General features: G+C 72.2%; 12 protein-coding genes. 3 read left to right on the forward strand and 9 right to left on the reverse strand.

The genetic code is table 11. The features are described from left to right. Positions 1-130: 130 nt before the first annotated feature. The 3 genes from ABEA43_RS35545 to ABEA43_RS35555 are packed head-to-tail and all read right to left on the reverse strand — an operon-like array spanning position 131 to position 3,516. Positions 131-1,267 carry a mandelate racemase/muconate lactonizing enzyme family protein gene (locus ABEA43_RS35545; protein ID WP_345568830.1) on the reverse strand — a complete coding sequence of 379 codons (1,137 nt, stop codon included), beginning with the start codon at positions 1,265-1,267 and terminating at the stop codon, positions 131-133. Continuing rightward, a complete protein-coding gene (locus ABEA43_RS35550) occupies positions 1,264-2,169 on the reverse strand; it encodes a dihydrodipicolinate synthase family protein (RefSeq protein WP_345568833.1) in 906 nt (301 codons plus the stop codon). Before ABEA43_RS35550 ends, ABEA43_RS35545 begins: the two co-directional genes overlap by 4 nt. A 15-nt stretch (positions 2,170-2,184) precedes the next feature. Next, positions 2,185-3,516, reverse strand: coding sequence for an MFS transporter (locus tag ABEA43_RS35555; protein WP_345568834.1), 1,332 nt, complete (start codon positions 3,514-3,516; stop codon positions 2,185-2,187). 280 nt (positions 3,517-3,796) lie between these two features. On the opposite strand from ABEA43_RS35555, the gene ABEA43_RS35560 reads away from it, so the two are divergent. Together ABEA43_RS35560 and ABEA43_RS35565 are read left to right on the forward strand one after the other, a co-directional pair. After that, the gene (locus ABEA43_RS35560; protein ID WP_345568836.1) at positions 3,797-4,474 is read left to right on the forward strand and encodes a GntR family transcriptional regulator; all 678 of its coding nucleotides are present in this window, start codon (positions 3,797-3,799) and stop codon (positions 4,472-4,474) included. 76 nt (positions 4,475-4,550) lie between these two features. After that, positions 4,551-5,534 carry a sporulation protein gene (locus ABEA43_RS35565; protein ID WP_345568838.1) on the forward strand — a complete coding sequence of 328 codons (984 nt, stop codon included), beginning with the start codon at positions 4,551-4,553 and terminating at the stop codon, positions 5,532-5,534. A gap of 167 nt (positions 5,535-5,701) precedes the next feature. Here the strand turns inward: ABEA43_RS35565 and rraA are convergent, their stop codons facing one another. Continuing rightward, on the reverse strand, positions 5,702-6,166 hold the full coding sequence (gene rraA / locus ABEA43_RS35570; RefSeq protein WP_345568840.1) for a ribonuclease E activity regulator RraA: 465 nt from the start codon (positions 6,164-6,166) through the stop codon (positions 5,702-5,704). A gap of 63 nt (positions 6,167-6,229) precedes the next feature. On the opposite strand from rraA, the gene ABEA43_RS35575 reads away from it, so the two are divergent. Further along, on the forward strand, positions 6,230-7,018 hold the full coding sequence (locus tag ABEA43_RS35575; RefSeq protein ID WP_345568841.1) for an SDR family oxidoreductase: 789 nt from the start codon (positions 6,230-6,232) through the stop codon (positions 7,016-7,018). On the opposite strand, the gene ABEA43_RS35580 is transcribed toward ABEA43_RS35575, so the two are convergent. The 5 genes from ABEA43_RS35580 to ABEA43_RS35600 all read right to left on the reverse strand — a co-directional run. Then, on the reverse strand, positions 7,013-8,104 hold the full coding sequence (locus tag ABEA43_RS35580) for an ABC transporter ATP-binding protein (protein ID WP_345568842.1): 1,092 nt from the start codon (positions 8,102-8,104) through the stop codon (positions 7,013-7,015). The genes ABEA43_RS35575 and ABEA43_RS35580 overlap by 6 nt on opposite strands. Further along, positions 8,101-9,834 carry an ABC transporter permease gene (locus ABEA43_RS35585; RefSeq protein WP_345568844.1) on the reverse strand — a complete coding sequence of 578 codons (1,734 nt, stop codon included), beginning with the start codon at positions 9,832-9,834 and terminating at the stop codon, positions 8,101-8,103. Before ABEA43_RS35585 ends, ABEA43_RS35580 begins: the two co-directional genes overlap by 4 nt. Beyond that, positions 9,831-10,886: an ABC transporter substrate-binding protein gene (locus ABEA43_RS35590; protein WP_345568846.1), complete on the reverse strand. Its 1,056-nt coding sequence runs from the start codon at positions 10,884-10,886 to the stop codon at positions 9,831-9,833. Before ABEA43_RS35590 ends, ABEA43_RS35585 begins: the two co-directional genes overlap by 4 nt. A 96-nt stretch (positions 10,887-10,982) precedes the next feature. Beyond that, complete coding sequence (locus tag ABEA43_RS35595) at positions 10,983-11,690, reverse strand: response regulator (RefSeq protein WP_345568847.1); 708 nt, start codon at positions 11,688-11,690, stop codon at positions 10,983-10,985. A gap of 9 nt (positions 11,691-11,699) precedes the next feature. Beyond that, a partial coding sequence (locus ABEA43_RS35600) for a sensor histidine kinase (RefSeq protein ID WP_345568849.1) occupies positions 11,700-12,382 on the reverse strand: 683 nt, incomplete at its 5' end.

A 12,382-nucleotide genomic window follows, 5' to 3' on the forward strand; every position in this document is an offset into this window, starting at 1 on the left:
AAAGTGAAACATCAACGATTGCGATGTACAAGCATGCCTGTACGCGCGTCTGTTGCGGGTAAACGACGCGCGTGTGTCGCCAGTTAAGAATGTGCAATCTGCGGGCCGGTCGTTCACCGGGCGGTTCGCGTTACACGTAGCCGGTGGAGCCGTCGGGCCGGATCGGGAGGACCCGCTCCCAGCGCACGTAGTCGTCGGTCCCCAGCACGGACTCGTCGATCTCCACCCCCCAGCCGGGCCGGTCGGGCCGCAGCTCCAGGTGCCCGTCCACCGGCAGGTAGGGATCCGGGCACCAGGTCGTCTCGCACGGCTTGTACTCCACCAGCTTGAGCCCGTGGTGGGCGGCGGCGAAGTGCACGTTCACCGCCGTCGCCAGCGGGCCCATCGGGTTGTGCGGGGCCACGCTCGCGTAGTGCGCCTCGGCGATCGTGGCGATCTTGCGCAGCTGCGCCAGGCCGCCGACCACGCACACGTCCGGCTGGACGATGTCGGCCCCGCCCGCCGTCAGCAGGGCCAGGAAGTCCTGCGGCAGGAACAGGGACTCGCCGGTGGCCAGCGGCACGTCGAGCTGGCTGCGGAGGTGGCCCCACGCGGGGATGTACTCGGGCCTGATCGGCTCCTCGAACCACAGCGGATCGTACGGCGCCAGCGCGTTGCCGAGCTGGACGGCCTGGCGCGGCTCGAAGATCCGGGCATGCGCCTCGAAGGCGAACTCCCACTCCGGCGGGCTGATCGAGCGGATCTCGGCGAAGTAGTCGGCCGCCTCCTTGCACACGTTGCCCCAGCGGCCCGCGTACAGGTCGCGGCGGTAGGGGCTGAGCTTGAAGGCGGTGAAGCCGTAGCGCTCGTTCAGCTCCTGGGTGAGGTCGCGGCAGGCGGGCGGGTCGGGCGCGGTGTAGACGCCGCAATAGACCGGTACGCGGTCGCGTACGTGCCCGCCGAGCAGCATGTAGACCGGCAGCCCCGCGGCCTTGCCCGAGATGTCCCACAGCGCCTGGTCGATGGCCGCGATGGCCGCCAGGCCGATCGCGCCCGGCGGGAAGCGCGCCTCCTGGAGCAGCCTGCGCACCACGTACTCGACCCGGCGCGGATCGACGCCCTCGATCTGCTGGAACATGTACTCCAGCACCGGGATCAGCGCGTGGTCGGGCCCGTGGTTGTAGGCCTCGCCCCAGCCGGACACCCCCTCGTCGGTCTCGACCTTCACCAGCAGGCGCGGCCGCTCGGCGACGCGCTGCATGTAGGTCCGCAATGCGGTGATCTTCACGCTTCCCCCTCCTGCCAGGCGGCCAGGATGGAGGCCACCTCCTCCCGGATGCCGGCCGGCAACGCCCTGCTCGGCGGGCGTACGTCGCTGCGGCACAGGCCGAGCTGGGCGAGCGCCTCCTTGACGACCGACACGTTGTCGGCCGAGGCGTCCGCGCCGCGCAGCTCCTCGAACCGCCTGATCAGCTCCCACACTTCCATGGCCGCGGCGAAGTCGCCCGCACGCAGCGCGTCGCGCATCCGCAGCGTCAGCTCCGGCGCGGCGGTGACCAGGCCGGAGGTGAAGCCGCGGGCGCCGACCGCCCAGTACGCCGGCGTGTACGGCTCCGCCAGCCCGCACAGCCAGGTGAACCGGCCGAGCCCCGCGTCGCGGGCGACGGAGGCGAAGCGGACCGGGTCGGGGACGGCGTACTTGACGCCGATCACGTTCGGGCACGCCTCGCCCAGCAGGCCGACCTGCGCCCCGGCGACGCGCGGGCCGCGGATGTAGGGGACGACGCCCAGCTCGGGAACGGCGTCGGCGATCTGCCGGTGATAGTCCACCCAGCCGTCGGCCGACAGGTACGGGTGGACGGGCTGGTGCACCATCACCATCGGGACGCCGAGGTCACGGGCGTGCCGGGCGGACTCGACGGCCGACGCGACGTCCAGCCCGACGCCGGCCAGCACGGTCGCCTCGTCGCCGGCCGCGGCCACCGTGGACTCCAGGACCTGGCGCCGCTCGTCCGGGGTCAGGGCGTAGAACTCGCCGGTGTTGCCGTTCGGCGTGATCACGTTGACGCCCGCGTCGACCAGGCGGCGGACGAGCTTGGCGTTCGTGCCGAGATCGACCGAGCCGTCCGCGCCGAACGGCGTCACAGTGACGGCCACGACGTCGGCCAGCCGGTCTGCCAGTTCATGCATCGAGGAACGCATCGATCAACCTCTGCTCTCTGCGGGTACGGCCTCGTTCAGCGGCCGGATCCGCACCACGAAGCCGTAGATCAGGGTGCCCAGGATGGCCGTCGCCCCGGCGAACAACATCGGCCCCGTGTAGGAGTTGCCGCTCAGCGTCAGGAAGAAGCCGATGAGAATCGGGCTGATGATGTTGCCGATCTGCGAGCCGAAGTTCTGGAAGCCGGCGATCGAGCCGACCACCGACGGCGACGGGGCGACCTCGGCCGGGAGGCTGAGGATCGCGGCGCCGGCGAAGGAGTGGGCGCAGTTGCTGACCGACAGCAGCACCATGACGGCCACGTTGCCGTCCACGAACGTGGTCAGCGCGATCGTGGAGGCCAGCAGCATGCCGGTGATGATGGGGATCTTGCGGGCGCGGGAGATGGGGACGCCGCGGCGTACCAGCCAGTCGGAGAAGGCCCCGCCGGCGATCGTGGCGCCGACGCCGAGCAGCGCCGGGATGGAACCGAACACGCCCAGCTCCAGAATGGTGAACCCGCGGTCCTCCACGAGGTAGCTCGGATACCACGTCAGGAAGAACGCGCCGGTGGCCGAGCGGCAGATGTAGCCGAACACCAGCCCCCACACGGTGGGGTAGCGCAGCAGCGCGCGCCAGCGCATCGGCGGCCCGCTGTCGGGCACGGCCGCGTCGCCGCCCTCGATGTAGTCGAGCTCCGCCTGGGAGATCTTCGGGTGCTCCTGCGGCGAACGGTAGATCATCAGCCAGCCGACGACCCACACCAGGCCGATCGCGCCGATCACGACGAACGACGTGCGCCAGCCGAAGGCGGCGATCAGCGCGGTGACGATCGGGACCGACAGGGCGACGCCGATCTGCTGCCCGGTGTCGAACAGGCTGGAGGCCAGCGCGCGCTCCCTGCGCGGGAACCAGGTGGCGACCACCTTGATGTTGGCCGGCTGTACGGGAGCCTCGCCCATGCCGAGGCCGAGGCGGCAGACGATCAGCGAGCCGAAGCCGTGGGCCAGGGCGGTGGCGGCGGTCCACAGCGACCACCACACGACGGCGATCGGGTAGATGACGCGCGGGCCGAACCGGTCGAGCAGCCAGCCGGAGGGCAGCTGGAAGATCGCGTACGACCAGAAGAACGAGGAGAGCAGGACCCCTTTCATGGTCTGGTCGAATCCCAGCTCCTCCTGCATGTAGGTGCTGGCGACGCTGAGGCTGGACCGGTCGAGGTAGGCGATCGTGAGACCGCCGGCCGACAGGGCGATGATGCTCCAGCGGAGTTTGGACCGTGCGCGCCGCGCTGTCGCGGGCACGGCCGGGGCCGGTGTTGCGGAGTTAGACTGCATACGAGCTCCATGCTGCAGGTCAGTGCAGTGGCCATGCCGGACCGCCGGATCGCGTGCCCGGGGACGCCGCGCCAACGGCGTCACTCCGGGGACCCGTCCGGTCCGGTGTGTGTACGTGAAAGCGGAGCCGTGTGGCCGGTGTGGTCCGTGTCCTCGGGCCACACCGGAAGGCTCGCTGGGTTGCCCTCCCTGGTATGTGACGTCCCTGAAGTCCTAATTCACGCGACTGTAACCGAAACTCGGGTCATATACGAGATGCGATGTAAGATATCTTTGAAGAATGAGTGAGGTCATGGCGTCCCCCGTCTTCGCCGGGCAGCCCCGGTCGATGTCCTCCCGGGGCGCGGCCGTCCTGGAGGCGATCAAGCACGCGATCCTGACCGGCGCGCTCCCGCCGGGCCAGGCTCTGGTCGAGACCGACCTGGCGCAGCAGCTCGGGGTGTCGAAGACGCCCGTACGCGAGGCGCTCAAAACCCTCGCGGGCGCGGGCCTGGTCACCATGAGCGAGTACAAGGGCGCGACCGTGCGCACGGTGGACAGCGCGCTGATGGAGTCCGTCTACGACCTGCGCCTGCTGCTGGAGCCCGAGGCGGTCAGGCGCACGGTCGAAGGCGGCGCGGACCTGGCCCCCGCGGCGAGCGCCCTGCGCCGCGCCGACGAGGCCGCCGACCGCGCCGGCCGCAGCCTGGCCAACCGCGACTTCCACCGCGCGCTCTACGCCGGCTGCGGCAACCCCCTGCTCGTCAGCACCCTCGACTCCCTGCGCGACCAGACCGCCCTGATCTCGGCGGCGGCCTGGACCTGGGTGCCGACCTGGGAACGGGAGGCGGAGGAGCACCGCGAGATCCTGGAGGCCGCGCAGTCGGGCGCGGCGGAGCAGGCCGCCGGGCTGCTGCGCGACCACGTACGCCATTTCATCGAGCGGGTCAGGGACAGCGGCGAGCTGGACCCGTCCTGACCCCTGTGGAACTCCGGCTCTCTGCTGATCGTTTAGGCGGGCGGCAACGACCATCTTCGACAGGGAGAACAAAGCCGTGGTCTTCAAACGGATGCTGGGCGCTTTCGGCGTGGGCGCGCCCTCGGTGGACACCGTTCTGTTCACCCCGCGGACCAAGCCGGGCGGCACGCTGGAAGGCGAAGTGCGTCTCAAGGGCGGCGACTTCGACGCCGAGATCGAGCACATCACCCTGGACCTGGTGGCCAGGGTGGAGATCGAGCACGGCGGGGGAGAGGGCTCCGGGCTCGGCGAGTTCTCCAGCGTCCGGGTCTCCGGGCCGTTCACGCTGGCCAAGGGGAAGGAGCGGGTGATCGCCTTCGCCATCCCGGTGCCGTGGGAGTCGCCGATCAGCGAGATCGGCGGGCAGCCGCTGAGGGGGATGGCGGTGGGCGTGCGCACCGAGCTGGCCATCGCCAAGGCCGTCGACAAGGGCGACCTGGACATGATCGCGGTCGAGCCGCTGCCGTCGCAGCTGCGCATCCTGGAGTCGCTGCTGCAGCTCGGGTTCGGCTTCAAGTCCGCCGACCTGGAGGCCGGCCGCCTGTACGGCGTGCACCAGGAGCTGCCGTTCTACCAGGAGATCGAGTTCTACCCGTCCGGCCGGTACGCCGGGCAGGTGGGGGAGATCGAGGTGACCTTCGTGGCCGACCCGGCCGGGCTGCAGGTGGTCCTGGAGGCCGACAAGCGGGCCGGCCGCTACTCCGGCAGCGACGCCATCGGCCGCTTCCACGTCAGCCACGACGACGCACTCCGTACGGACTGGGCGGGCGAGCTGGGCCGCTGGCTGGACAGCCTGTCCCAGTACGCCTCCCACTCCGGCCACCACGGTGACCCGAACGCCGGCTACTACGGCGACCACGACCACGGGCACCACGGCGGGCATCACGGCGGGCATCACGGCGGGTCCGGCCTGGGCATGGTGGCCGCGGCGGGCGCGGCCGGCGTGGTGGGCGGCCTCGTGGCGGGCGAGGTCGTCGAGGAGATCTTCGAGGGCGGCGAGGACGAGGGCGGCGACTGGTGACGCCGCTCCGCTGACCGCACCGGCCACGGGCTCCGCGCCCCCGTGGCCGGACCGGGGCGATCAGGCGGCCTCGGGGCGTCCGGTGCCCGACGTCGCCCCGCCAACGTCGTCCGGTGCCCGACGTCGCCCCGGCGACGGTCGGCTTGTGCCCGGCGTCGCCCCGGCGTTCAGCCGCGGGTGACGAGGATCCCGTCGTCGTCGCTGAACAGCTGTGCCCCGGGCACGAAGGTGACGCCGCCGAACGTCACCGGGACGTCCCGCTCGCCGGCCCCCTCCTTGGCGCTCTTGCGCGGGTTCGAGCCGAGCGCCTTGACGCCCAGGTCCAGCTCGCGCAGGGCGGCGACGTCGCGCACCGCGCCGTGGATGAGCACGCCCGCCCAGCCGTTGGCCACCGCCAGCCCGGCGATCACGTCGCCCATCAGCGCCGAGTGCAGGGAGCCGCCGCCGTCCACGACCAGGACCCGGCCGGTGCCCGGCTCCGACAGCGCGGCCTTGAGCAGGACGTTGTCCTGGTGGCAGCGCACGGTGGAGATCGTGCCGTCGAAGGAGCCGCGCCCGCCGTACTGGCGTAGCTGCAGGTCACAGGAGTCGAGCTCGTCGCCGCGCTCGTCGTACAGGTCCGCGGTGTTCATGGTCCTTTTCTACCGGTGATCGGCGGGCCTTGCGTCATCGTGATCAGAACCTAGGCTGACGGCATGATCCTGGACCGATTCCAGCTCGCCGGAGCCGTCGCCGTCGTCACCGGCGCGGGCCGGGGCATCGGCGCGGCCACCGCCGTCGCGCTCGCCGAGGCGGGCGCCGACGTGGTGCTCTGCGCCCGCACCGAGGAGCAGGTGCGGGCGGTCGCCGAGCAGGTGGAGAAGGCGGGCCGGCGGGCGCTGGCCGTCACCGCCGACCTGGCCGTGCCGGGCGCGGCCGAGGCGCTGGCGCAGCAGGCCGCGGACGCGTTCGGGCGGCTGGACGTGGTCGTCAACAACGTGGGCGGCGCGCTGCCCCGCGCGTTCGCCGACACGAAGCGCCGGCACCTGGAGGCCGCCTTCCAGTTCAACGTGGGCGTGGCGCACGAGCTGACCAGGGCCGCGCTGCCGCACCTGCTCCAGGCCGGCGGCGCGGTCGTGAACATCTCCTCCGCCATGGGCCGGCTGACGGGCCGGGGCTACCTGGCGTACGGCACCGCGAAGGCCGCGCTCACCCACTACACCCGGCTGGCCGCCCGGGACCTGGCCCCCAAGGTGCGGGTCAACGCGGTGGCCGTCGGCGCGGTCGCCACCTCCGCCCTCGACCTCGTCATGACGGACGAGGGCCTGCGCACGCAGATGGAGGAGGCGACGCCGCTGCACCGGGTCGGGGAGCCGGAGGACGTGGCGGCCGCGGTGCTGTACCTGTCCTCGCCCGCGAGCCGCTACGTGACGGGCGCGGTGCTGGAGGTGGACGGGGGCATCGACCGGCCGAACCTCGACCTCGGGCTGCCGGATCTGTCATGACTTGGTGAGCACGTACGCCTTGTCCGGATCGGCGGTGACGGTCACGTTCGTGCCTTCGGCCAGCAGCCGCCGCGGATCGGGCGCCGGCACGGTCACGGTGAGAGTGCCCGAGGTGGTCTCGACCTCGTAGTCCACGCTGTGCCCGTGGAACGTGGCCCGCAGCACCGAGCCCGTCCCGCCCGCGGCGGCGGCGGCCAGCGACAGGGTCTCGGGGCGGACCATGAGGTAGGCGGCGGTGTGCGCCTGCACGCCGGCGTGGGCGGGCACCGTCATGGTCCGCGCCAGCGCGGTGACCACCGCGCCGCCCGCTCCCGTGCGCTCGGGCACGACCTCGACGAAGTTGGCCCGGCCGATGAAGTCCGCCACGAAGACGGTCGCCGGGCGGAAGTAGATGTCGGACGGGGTGGCCGCCTGCTCGATCCGGCCCCTGTTCATCACCACGACCCGGTCGGACATGGTCATCGCCTCGTCCTGGTCGTGGGTGACGTACAGGCTGGTGATGCCGAGGCGGCGCTGGATGCGGCGGATCTCGGCGCGCATGGCGCCGCGCAGCTTCGCGTCCAGGTTCGACAGCGGCTCGTCGAACAGCAGGACCTCCGGCTGGACGACGAGCGCGCGGGCGAGCGCGACGCGCTGCTGCTGGCCGCCGGACAGCTCGTGCGGGCTGCGATCCGCCAGGCCGACGAGGTTCATGCTGGTGAGGGCGATGCGGACGGCGCTGTCCAGCTCCTCCTTGGTGCGGTGCTGGACGCGCAGGCCGTAGGCGATGTTCTCGCCCACGGTCAGGTGCGGGAAGAGCGCGTAGCTCTGGAACACCATGGCCATCGGGCGGCGCTGCGGCGGCAGGTCGTCGATCACGGCGTCGTCGAGCCGCACATGCCCGCTCGACGCCTCCTCCAGTCCCGCCACGATGCGCAGGGTCGTCGTCTTGCCGCAGCCGGACGGCCCGAGCAGGGTGATGAACTCGCCGGGTGCGACGTCGAGCGTGACCGAGTCCACGGCGACGACCGGCTCCGCGCCGCGGCTCCGGAACGCCTTGGTCACCTTGTCGAGGCCGAGCCGGCCCCGCGGGGTGTCGTCCGTCATCGTCCCTGCCTTCCGTGGGTCGCGTGGAGGATGGCGGTGCGGCCGACGAGCACGCGGATGACGGCGAACCCGGTCAGCACGATCGCGGTCAGGACCGTGCAGTAGGCGAAGGCCACGCCGTAGCGGCCGGTGTTCGCGGCGCTGAGGATCTGGGCGGTGATGATGTGCGTGCCGGGGGTGACGAGCAGGATGATGGTGGAGATCGAGGTCATGCAGCGCGCGAAGCCGTAGCTGAGTCCGGTGAGCAGCGCCGGGCGGATCAGCGGCAGCGTGACCCGGCCGAACGTGCGGAGCGGGCTGGCGCCGAGGTCCCGCGACGCCTCCTCCAGGCTCGGATGGAGCTGCGCCAGCGCCGCCGTCCCCGTGCGCAGCCCGGCGGGCACGGACCTGACGACGTACGCGAGCACGATCGCGATGGCCCCGCCCGCGACCGCGCTGCCGCCCACCAGGCCGGGGAACACGAGCACGCCGCCGACGTGGACGCTGGGCCGGTAGGCCAGCAGGTAGCCGATGCCGAGCACGGTGCCCGGCACGGCCACGCCGAGCGTTCCCGCGAAGTCCAGCCAGCCGCCCGTCCTGGCCAGCTGGCGCACCGCCAGCCAGGCGATGAGCAGGCCGAACAGCCCCGCGATCGGGGTGGCGATGACGGCCAGCAGGGTCGTGTCCAGCAGCGCCTGCCGTCCCACGCCGATCAGCACCTCGTGCAGGTACGCGAACGTGAGCGTGTGGTCCACGCCGAACACCCGCGTCACCCCGCCGGCGATCACGGTGCCGTAGACGGTCACGATGAGCACGGCGATGAGCACGGCCAGCGCCAGGATGGGCAGGCGGACCCAGCCGGTGACCGGCCGCACGCTGCCGGACGGCCGTCCCGTGATGGTGGTGCGCGTCTTGCGGCCCAGCCAGTACCGCTGCGCCGCGAACACGGCGACCGACGGCACGAGCAGGATCAGGCTGTAGACGGCCGCGCCGGTGGTGTCGTACTCGCCGGTCATGGCCAGGTAGGCGCGGCTGGCCAGCACGGTGTAGTCGCCGCTCACGACGAGCGGGTTGGCCAGGTCGGCGATCGCCTCCACGAACAGCAGCAGGAACGGGGCGGCCAGGCCCGGCGCGAGCAGCGGCAGCACCACGGTCCTGAACACCCGCCACCGGGAGGCCCCCATGGTCATGGCGGCCTCCTCCATCGCCGGGTCCAGGCCGCGCATCATGCCGAGCAGCCCGAGATAGGCCACGGGGAACAGCGACAGCGACAGGACGAACACAAGCCCGTCCAGCCCGTAGATGTCGTACTCGATCCCGAACAGCCCGTGCGTCACCAGCCCCCGCCGCCCGAACAGCACGATGGTGGCGGTGGCCACCGCGAAGGGCGGGCTCACCATGGGGACGAGCGCGATGAGGTGCAGCACCCGCTTGCCCGGCACGTCCAGCCGGGTCTGCACGAACGCGAACAGGAACCCGATCGCGGTGCCGGCCAGGCCGACCAGGACGCCGAGCAGGAGCGTGTTCGCCAGGATGCGCAGGTCCGCCGAGGAGGTGAAGAACTCCGCGTAACGCGGCCACGCCCGCGGCGACAGCGCCGAGCCCAGCACCGCGCCGATCGGGTAGACGCTCCCCGCGACGACCAGGACCGCGCAGGCGGCGATGGCCAGCACCACGCTCGCCTCGCGCCGCCTGCGCCGCGGCGCGCGCGGCCGCTCGGGCGCCGCCAGGGGAGGAGCCTGCGCGCTCACGACTTCGGCGCCTTCGCGACCTCGGCGTCGAACCGCCGGATCAGCTCCTGCTTGTGCGTCCCCGCGGCGCCGCTGTCGTAGTCGACGAGCTTCAGCGTCGCCAGGTCGGCGGTCTTGTCCGACCGCCGCGCCTTCGGGTTCGTGGGCGCCTGGTACGACCTGACGCCCGGCCCGATCTCCTGCGCCGCCGGGGTGAGCGCCCAGTCGATGTACCTGCGCGCGCTGACCGGGTTGTGCGCCCCCTTGACCAGCGCCACGCCGCCCACCTCGTACCCCGTCCCCTCGGAGGGGAAGGTGACCTGGAGGTCGGTGAAGCCCTGCTCCCTGGTCGCCACGCAGTCGTGCGAGAAGACGATGCCCACGCCGATCTCGCCCCGTGCGACCTGCTGCGCCGGCGCGGCCCCCGACTTGCTGTACTGCAGCACGTTCGGGTGCAGCCGCTTCATGTACGCCATCGCCCCGTCGGCCGCGCCGCCGTGCAGCGCCACCTGGGTCCACAGCGCCGTGTACGCGGTGCCCGACGTGGAGGGGTGCGCGATGCCGACGTTCTGCCTGAGCGCCGGGTTCAGCAGGCTCTGCCAGGATTCGGGCACCGGCACGTGCTTCTCGGCGAGGATCCTGGTGTTGCCGCAGAAGCCGAGCACGCCGACGTACACGCCGGTCCAGATGCCGTCCGCGTCCTTGTACCGGGCGGGGATGCCGGCCGCGCCGGGGGAGACGTAGGGGTCGAGGAGGCCGTCCCCGGCCGCGGCGGCGTATCCGTCGGCCGGGCCGCCGTGCCACACGTCGAACTCCGGGTTGTCCCTGCCCGCCTTGATCCTGGCCAGGGCCTCGCCGCTGGACAGGCGGACGAACTCGGCCCCGGTGCCGGTCGCGGCGGTGAAGGCGGCCGTCATGGCCGCGCACCACTCCTCGGTCGCGCCGCACGCGACCACCACCTTGCCCCCGTCGGCGGCGGCCGTGCCCGGTGCGCTCGTGCACCCGGTCCCGGCCAGCATGAACGTGGTGGTCATCAGCAGGGCGTGGCGTAGGCGGGTCTGCGGTGGAGCCATGATCGACCTCCTCGAACTGGCTGATGCCGCCAAGCTAGGCCGCGCGGCGGGGCGCCCCGGTGACAGGGCGGTGAGCCTTGGTGACGGCGCCGTCACCTACCCGTCGGGCGCATCGGGCAGGTCGGGCATCAGGTAGCCCGCGCCCCTGATGGTCTGCACGTACCGGGCCGCGTCGAGCGCGGCCAGCCGGGCGCGCAGCCGGTACACGGCGGATCGGACGACGTCGCGCCCGCCCATGAGGTCGGCGGTGCCCCACACGGCGCGCAGCAGGTCCTGCCACGACTGCGGGCGGCCCCGCCGCGCGGCCAGGTGCGCGAGCAGCTTGAACTCGGTGTACGGCAGCACCAGCCGCCGCCCGCCGAACGTGACGGTGTGCGCGCCCGGATCGATGACCAGGCCGCCGACCCGCAGTGCCGCCCCCTCGTCGCCGGGTCCACGCCGGCGGCGCACCAGCGCCTGCGCGCGCAGGGCGACCTCGCGGGGATGGAACGGCTTGGTCACGTAGTCGTCCGCGCCACGCTCCAGCCCGGCGATGACGTCCTCCTGCTGGGCGAGCGCGGTGAGCAGCATGATGGGCAGGTCGTACCTGGCCCTGATCAGCTCGCAGAGCGACAGGCCGTCGAGCGCCGGCATCAGGACGTCCAGCACGACCAGGTCCACACCATGGGTGCGCAGCAGGTTCATGGCGGTGGCGCCGTCGTGCGCCGTGAGCACGGTGAAGCCCTGCGTCTCCAGCGCGAACCCGACGATCGTGGTCATCTGCGGCTCGTCGTCCACGACCAGCGCCGTGCACCCGGTGACCATGTGACCTCCTCAACCCGGCAGCGTGAACAGGAAGGTGGTGCCGCGCATCGAGGTGGTGTCCACCATGATGGCTCCGCCGTGCAGCTCGACGATGGTCTTGGTGATGACCAGGCCGAGCCCGGTGCCGTCGGCCAGCGGGCGGCCCGTGACGAACCGGTGGAACAGGCGGCGGCGCTGCTCCTTGGTCATGCCGGCGCCGTCGTCGGTGACGTACACCGCGATCCCCGTGTCGATGACCGCCACCCGCACGTCGATGCCGCCGCCCACGGTGGTGAAGCGGCCGGCGTTCGACAGCAGGTTGGTGAACGCCTGGGCGAGCAGCCTCGGGTCGGCCTGGATCCGCGGCGTGACCTGCGGGGTGTCGAGGGTGATGCGCTGCTTCCGCTGCGCGCACAGGGGCCGCATGGCGGTGACCACGTCGCGCGCGACGACGGAGACGTCCACCGGCTCCAGACGCGGGGTGAACAGGCCGGCCTCGATCTTGGCCTGGGTGAGCAGGCTCTCGCACAGGGCGATGACCTGCGCGCACTGCTGGTCCACGACGGTGATGAACCGCTGCTGCGCGGGCGTGAGCGGCCCGGGGCTGCCCTCTCCGAGCAGGTCCACCGAGCCCTTGATCATGCTGAGCGGCGTGCGCAGCTCGTGGCTGAGCGCGGTCACCTGCTCGGGCCGCCGCTCGACCAGCGCGCCCA

The organism is Nonomuraea rosea (assembly GCF_039539705.1).
Taxonomy (GTDB): Bacteria; Actinomycetota; Actinomycetes; order Streptosporangiales; family Streptosporangiaceae; genus Nonomuraea; species Nonomuraea rosea.

Bases quoted from the DNA above. Each gene is read 5' to 3' on its own strand.
- ABEA43_RS35550 (WP_345568833.1), bottom strand. From the start codon at position 2,169: ATGCATGAACTGGCAGACCGGCTGGCCGACGTCGTGGCCGTCACTGTG.
- ABEA43_RS35555 (WP_345568834.1), bottom strand. From the start codon at position 3,516: ATGCAGTCTAACTCCGCAACACCGGCCCCGGCCGTGCCCGCGACAGCG.
- ABEA43_RS35560 (WP_345568836.1), top strand. From the start codon at position 3,797: ATGAGTGAGGTCATGGCGTCCCCCGTCTTCGCCGGGCAGCCCCGGTCG.
- rraA (WP_345568840.1), bottom strand. From the start codon at position 6,166: ATGAACACCGCGGACCTGTACGACGAGCGCGGCGACGAGCTCGACTCC.
- ABEA43_RS35575 (WP_345568841.1), top strand. From the start codon at position 6,230: ATGATCCTGGACCGATTCCAGCTCGCCGGAGCCGTCGCCGTCGTCACC.
- ABEA43_RS35580 (WP_345568842.1), bottom strand. From the start codon at position 8,104: ATGACGGACGACACCCCGCGGGGCCGGCTCGGCCTCGACAAGGTGACC.
- ABEA43_RS35590 (WP_345568846.1), bottom strand. From the start codon at position 10,886: ATGGCTCCACCGCAGACCCGCCTACGCCACGCCCTGCTGATGACCACC.
- ABEA43_RS35595 (WP_345568847.1), bottom strand. From the start codon at position 11,690: ATGGTCACCGGGTGCACGGCGCTGGTCGTGGACGACGAGCCGCAGATG.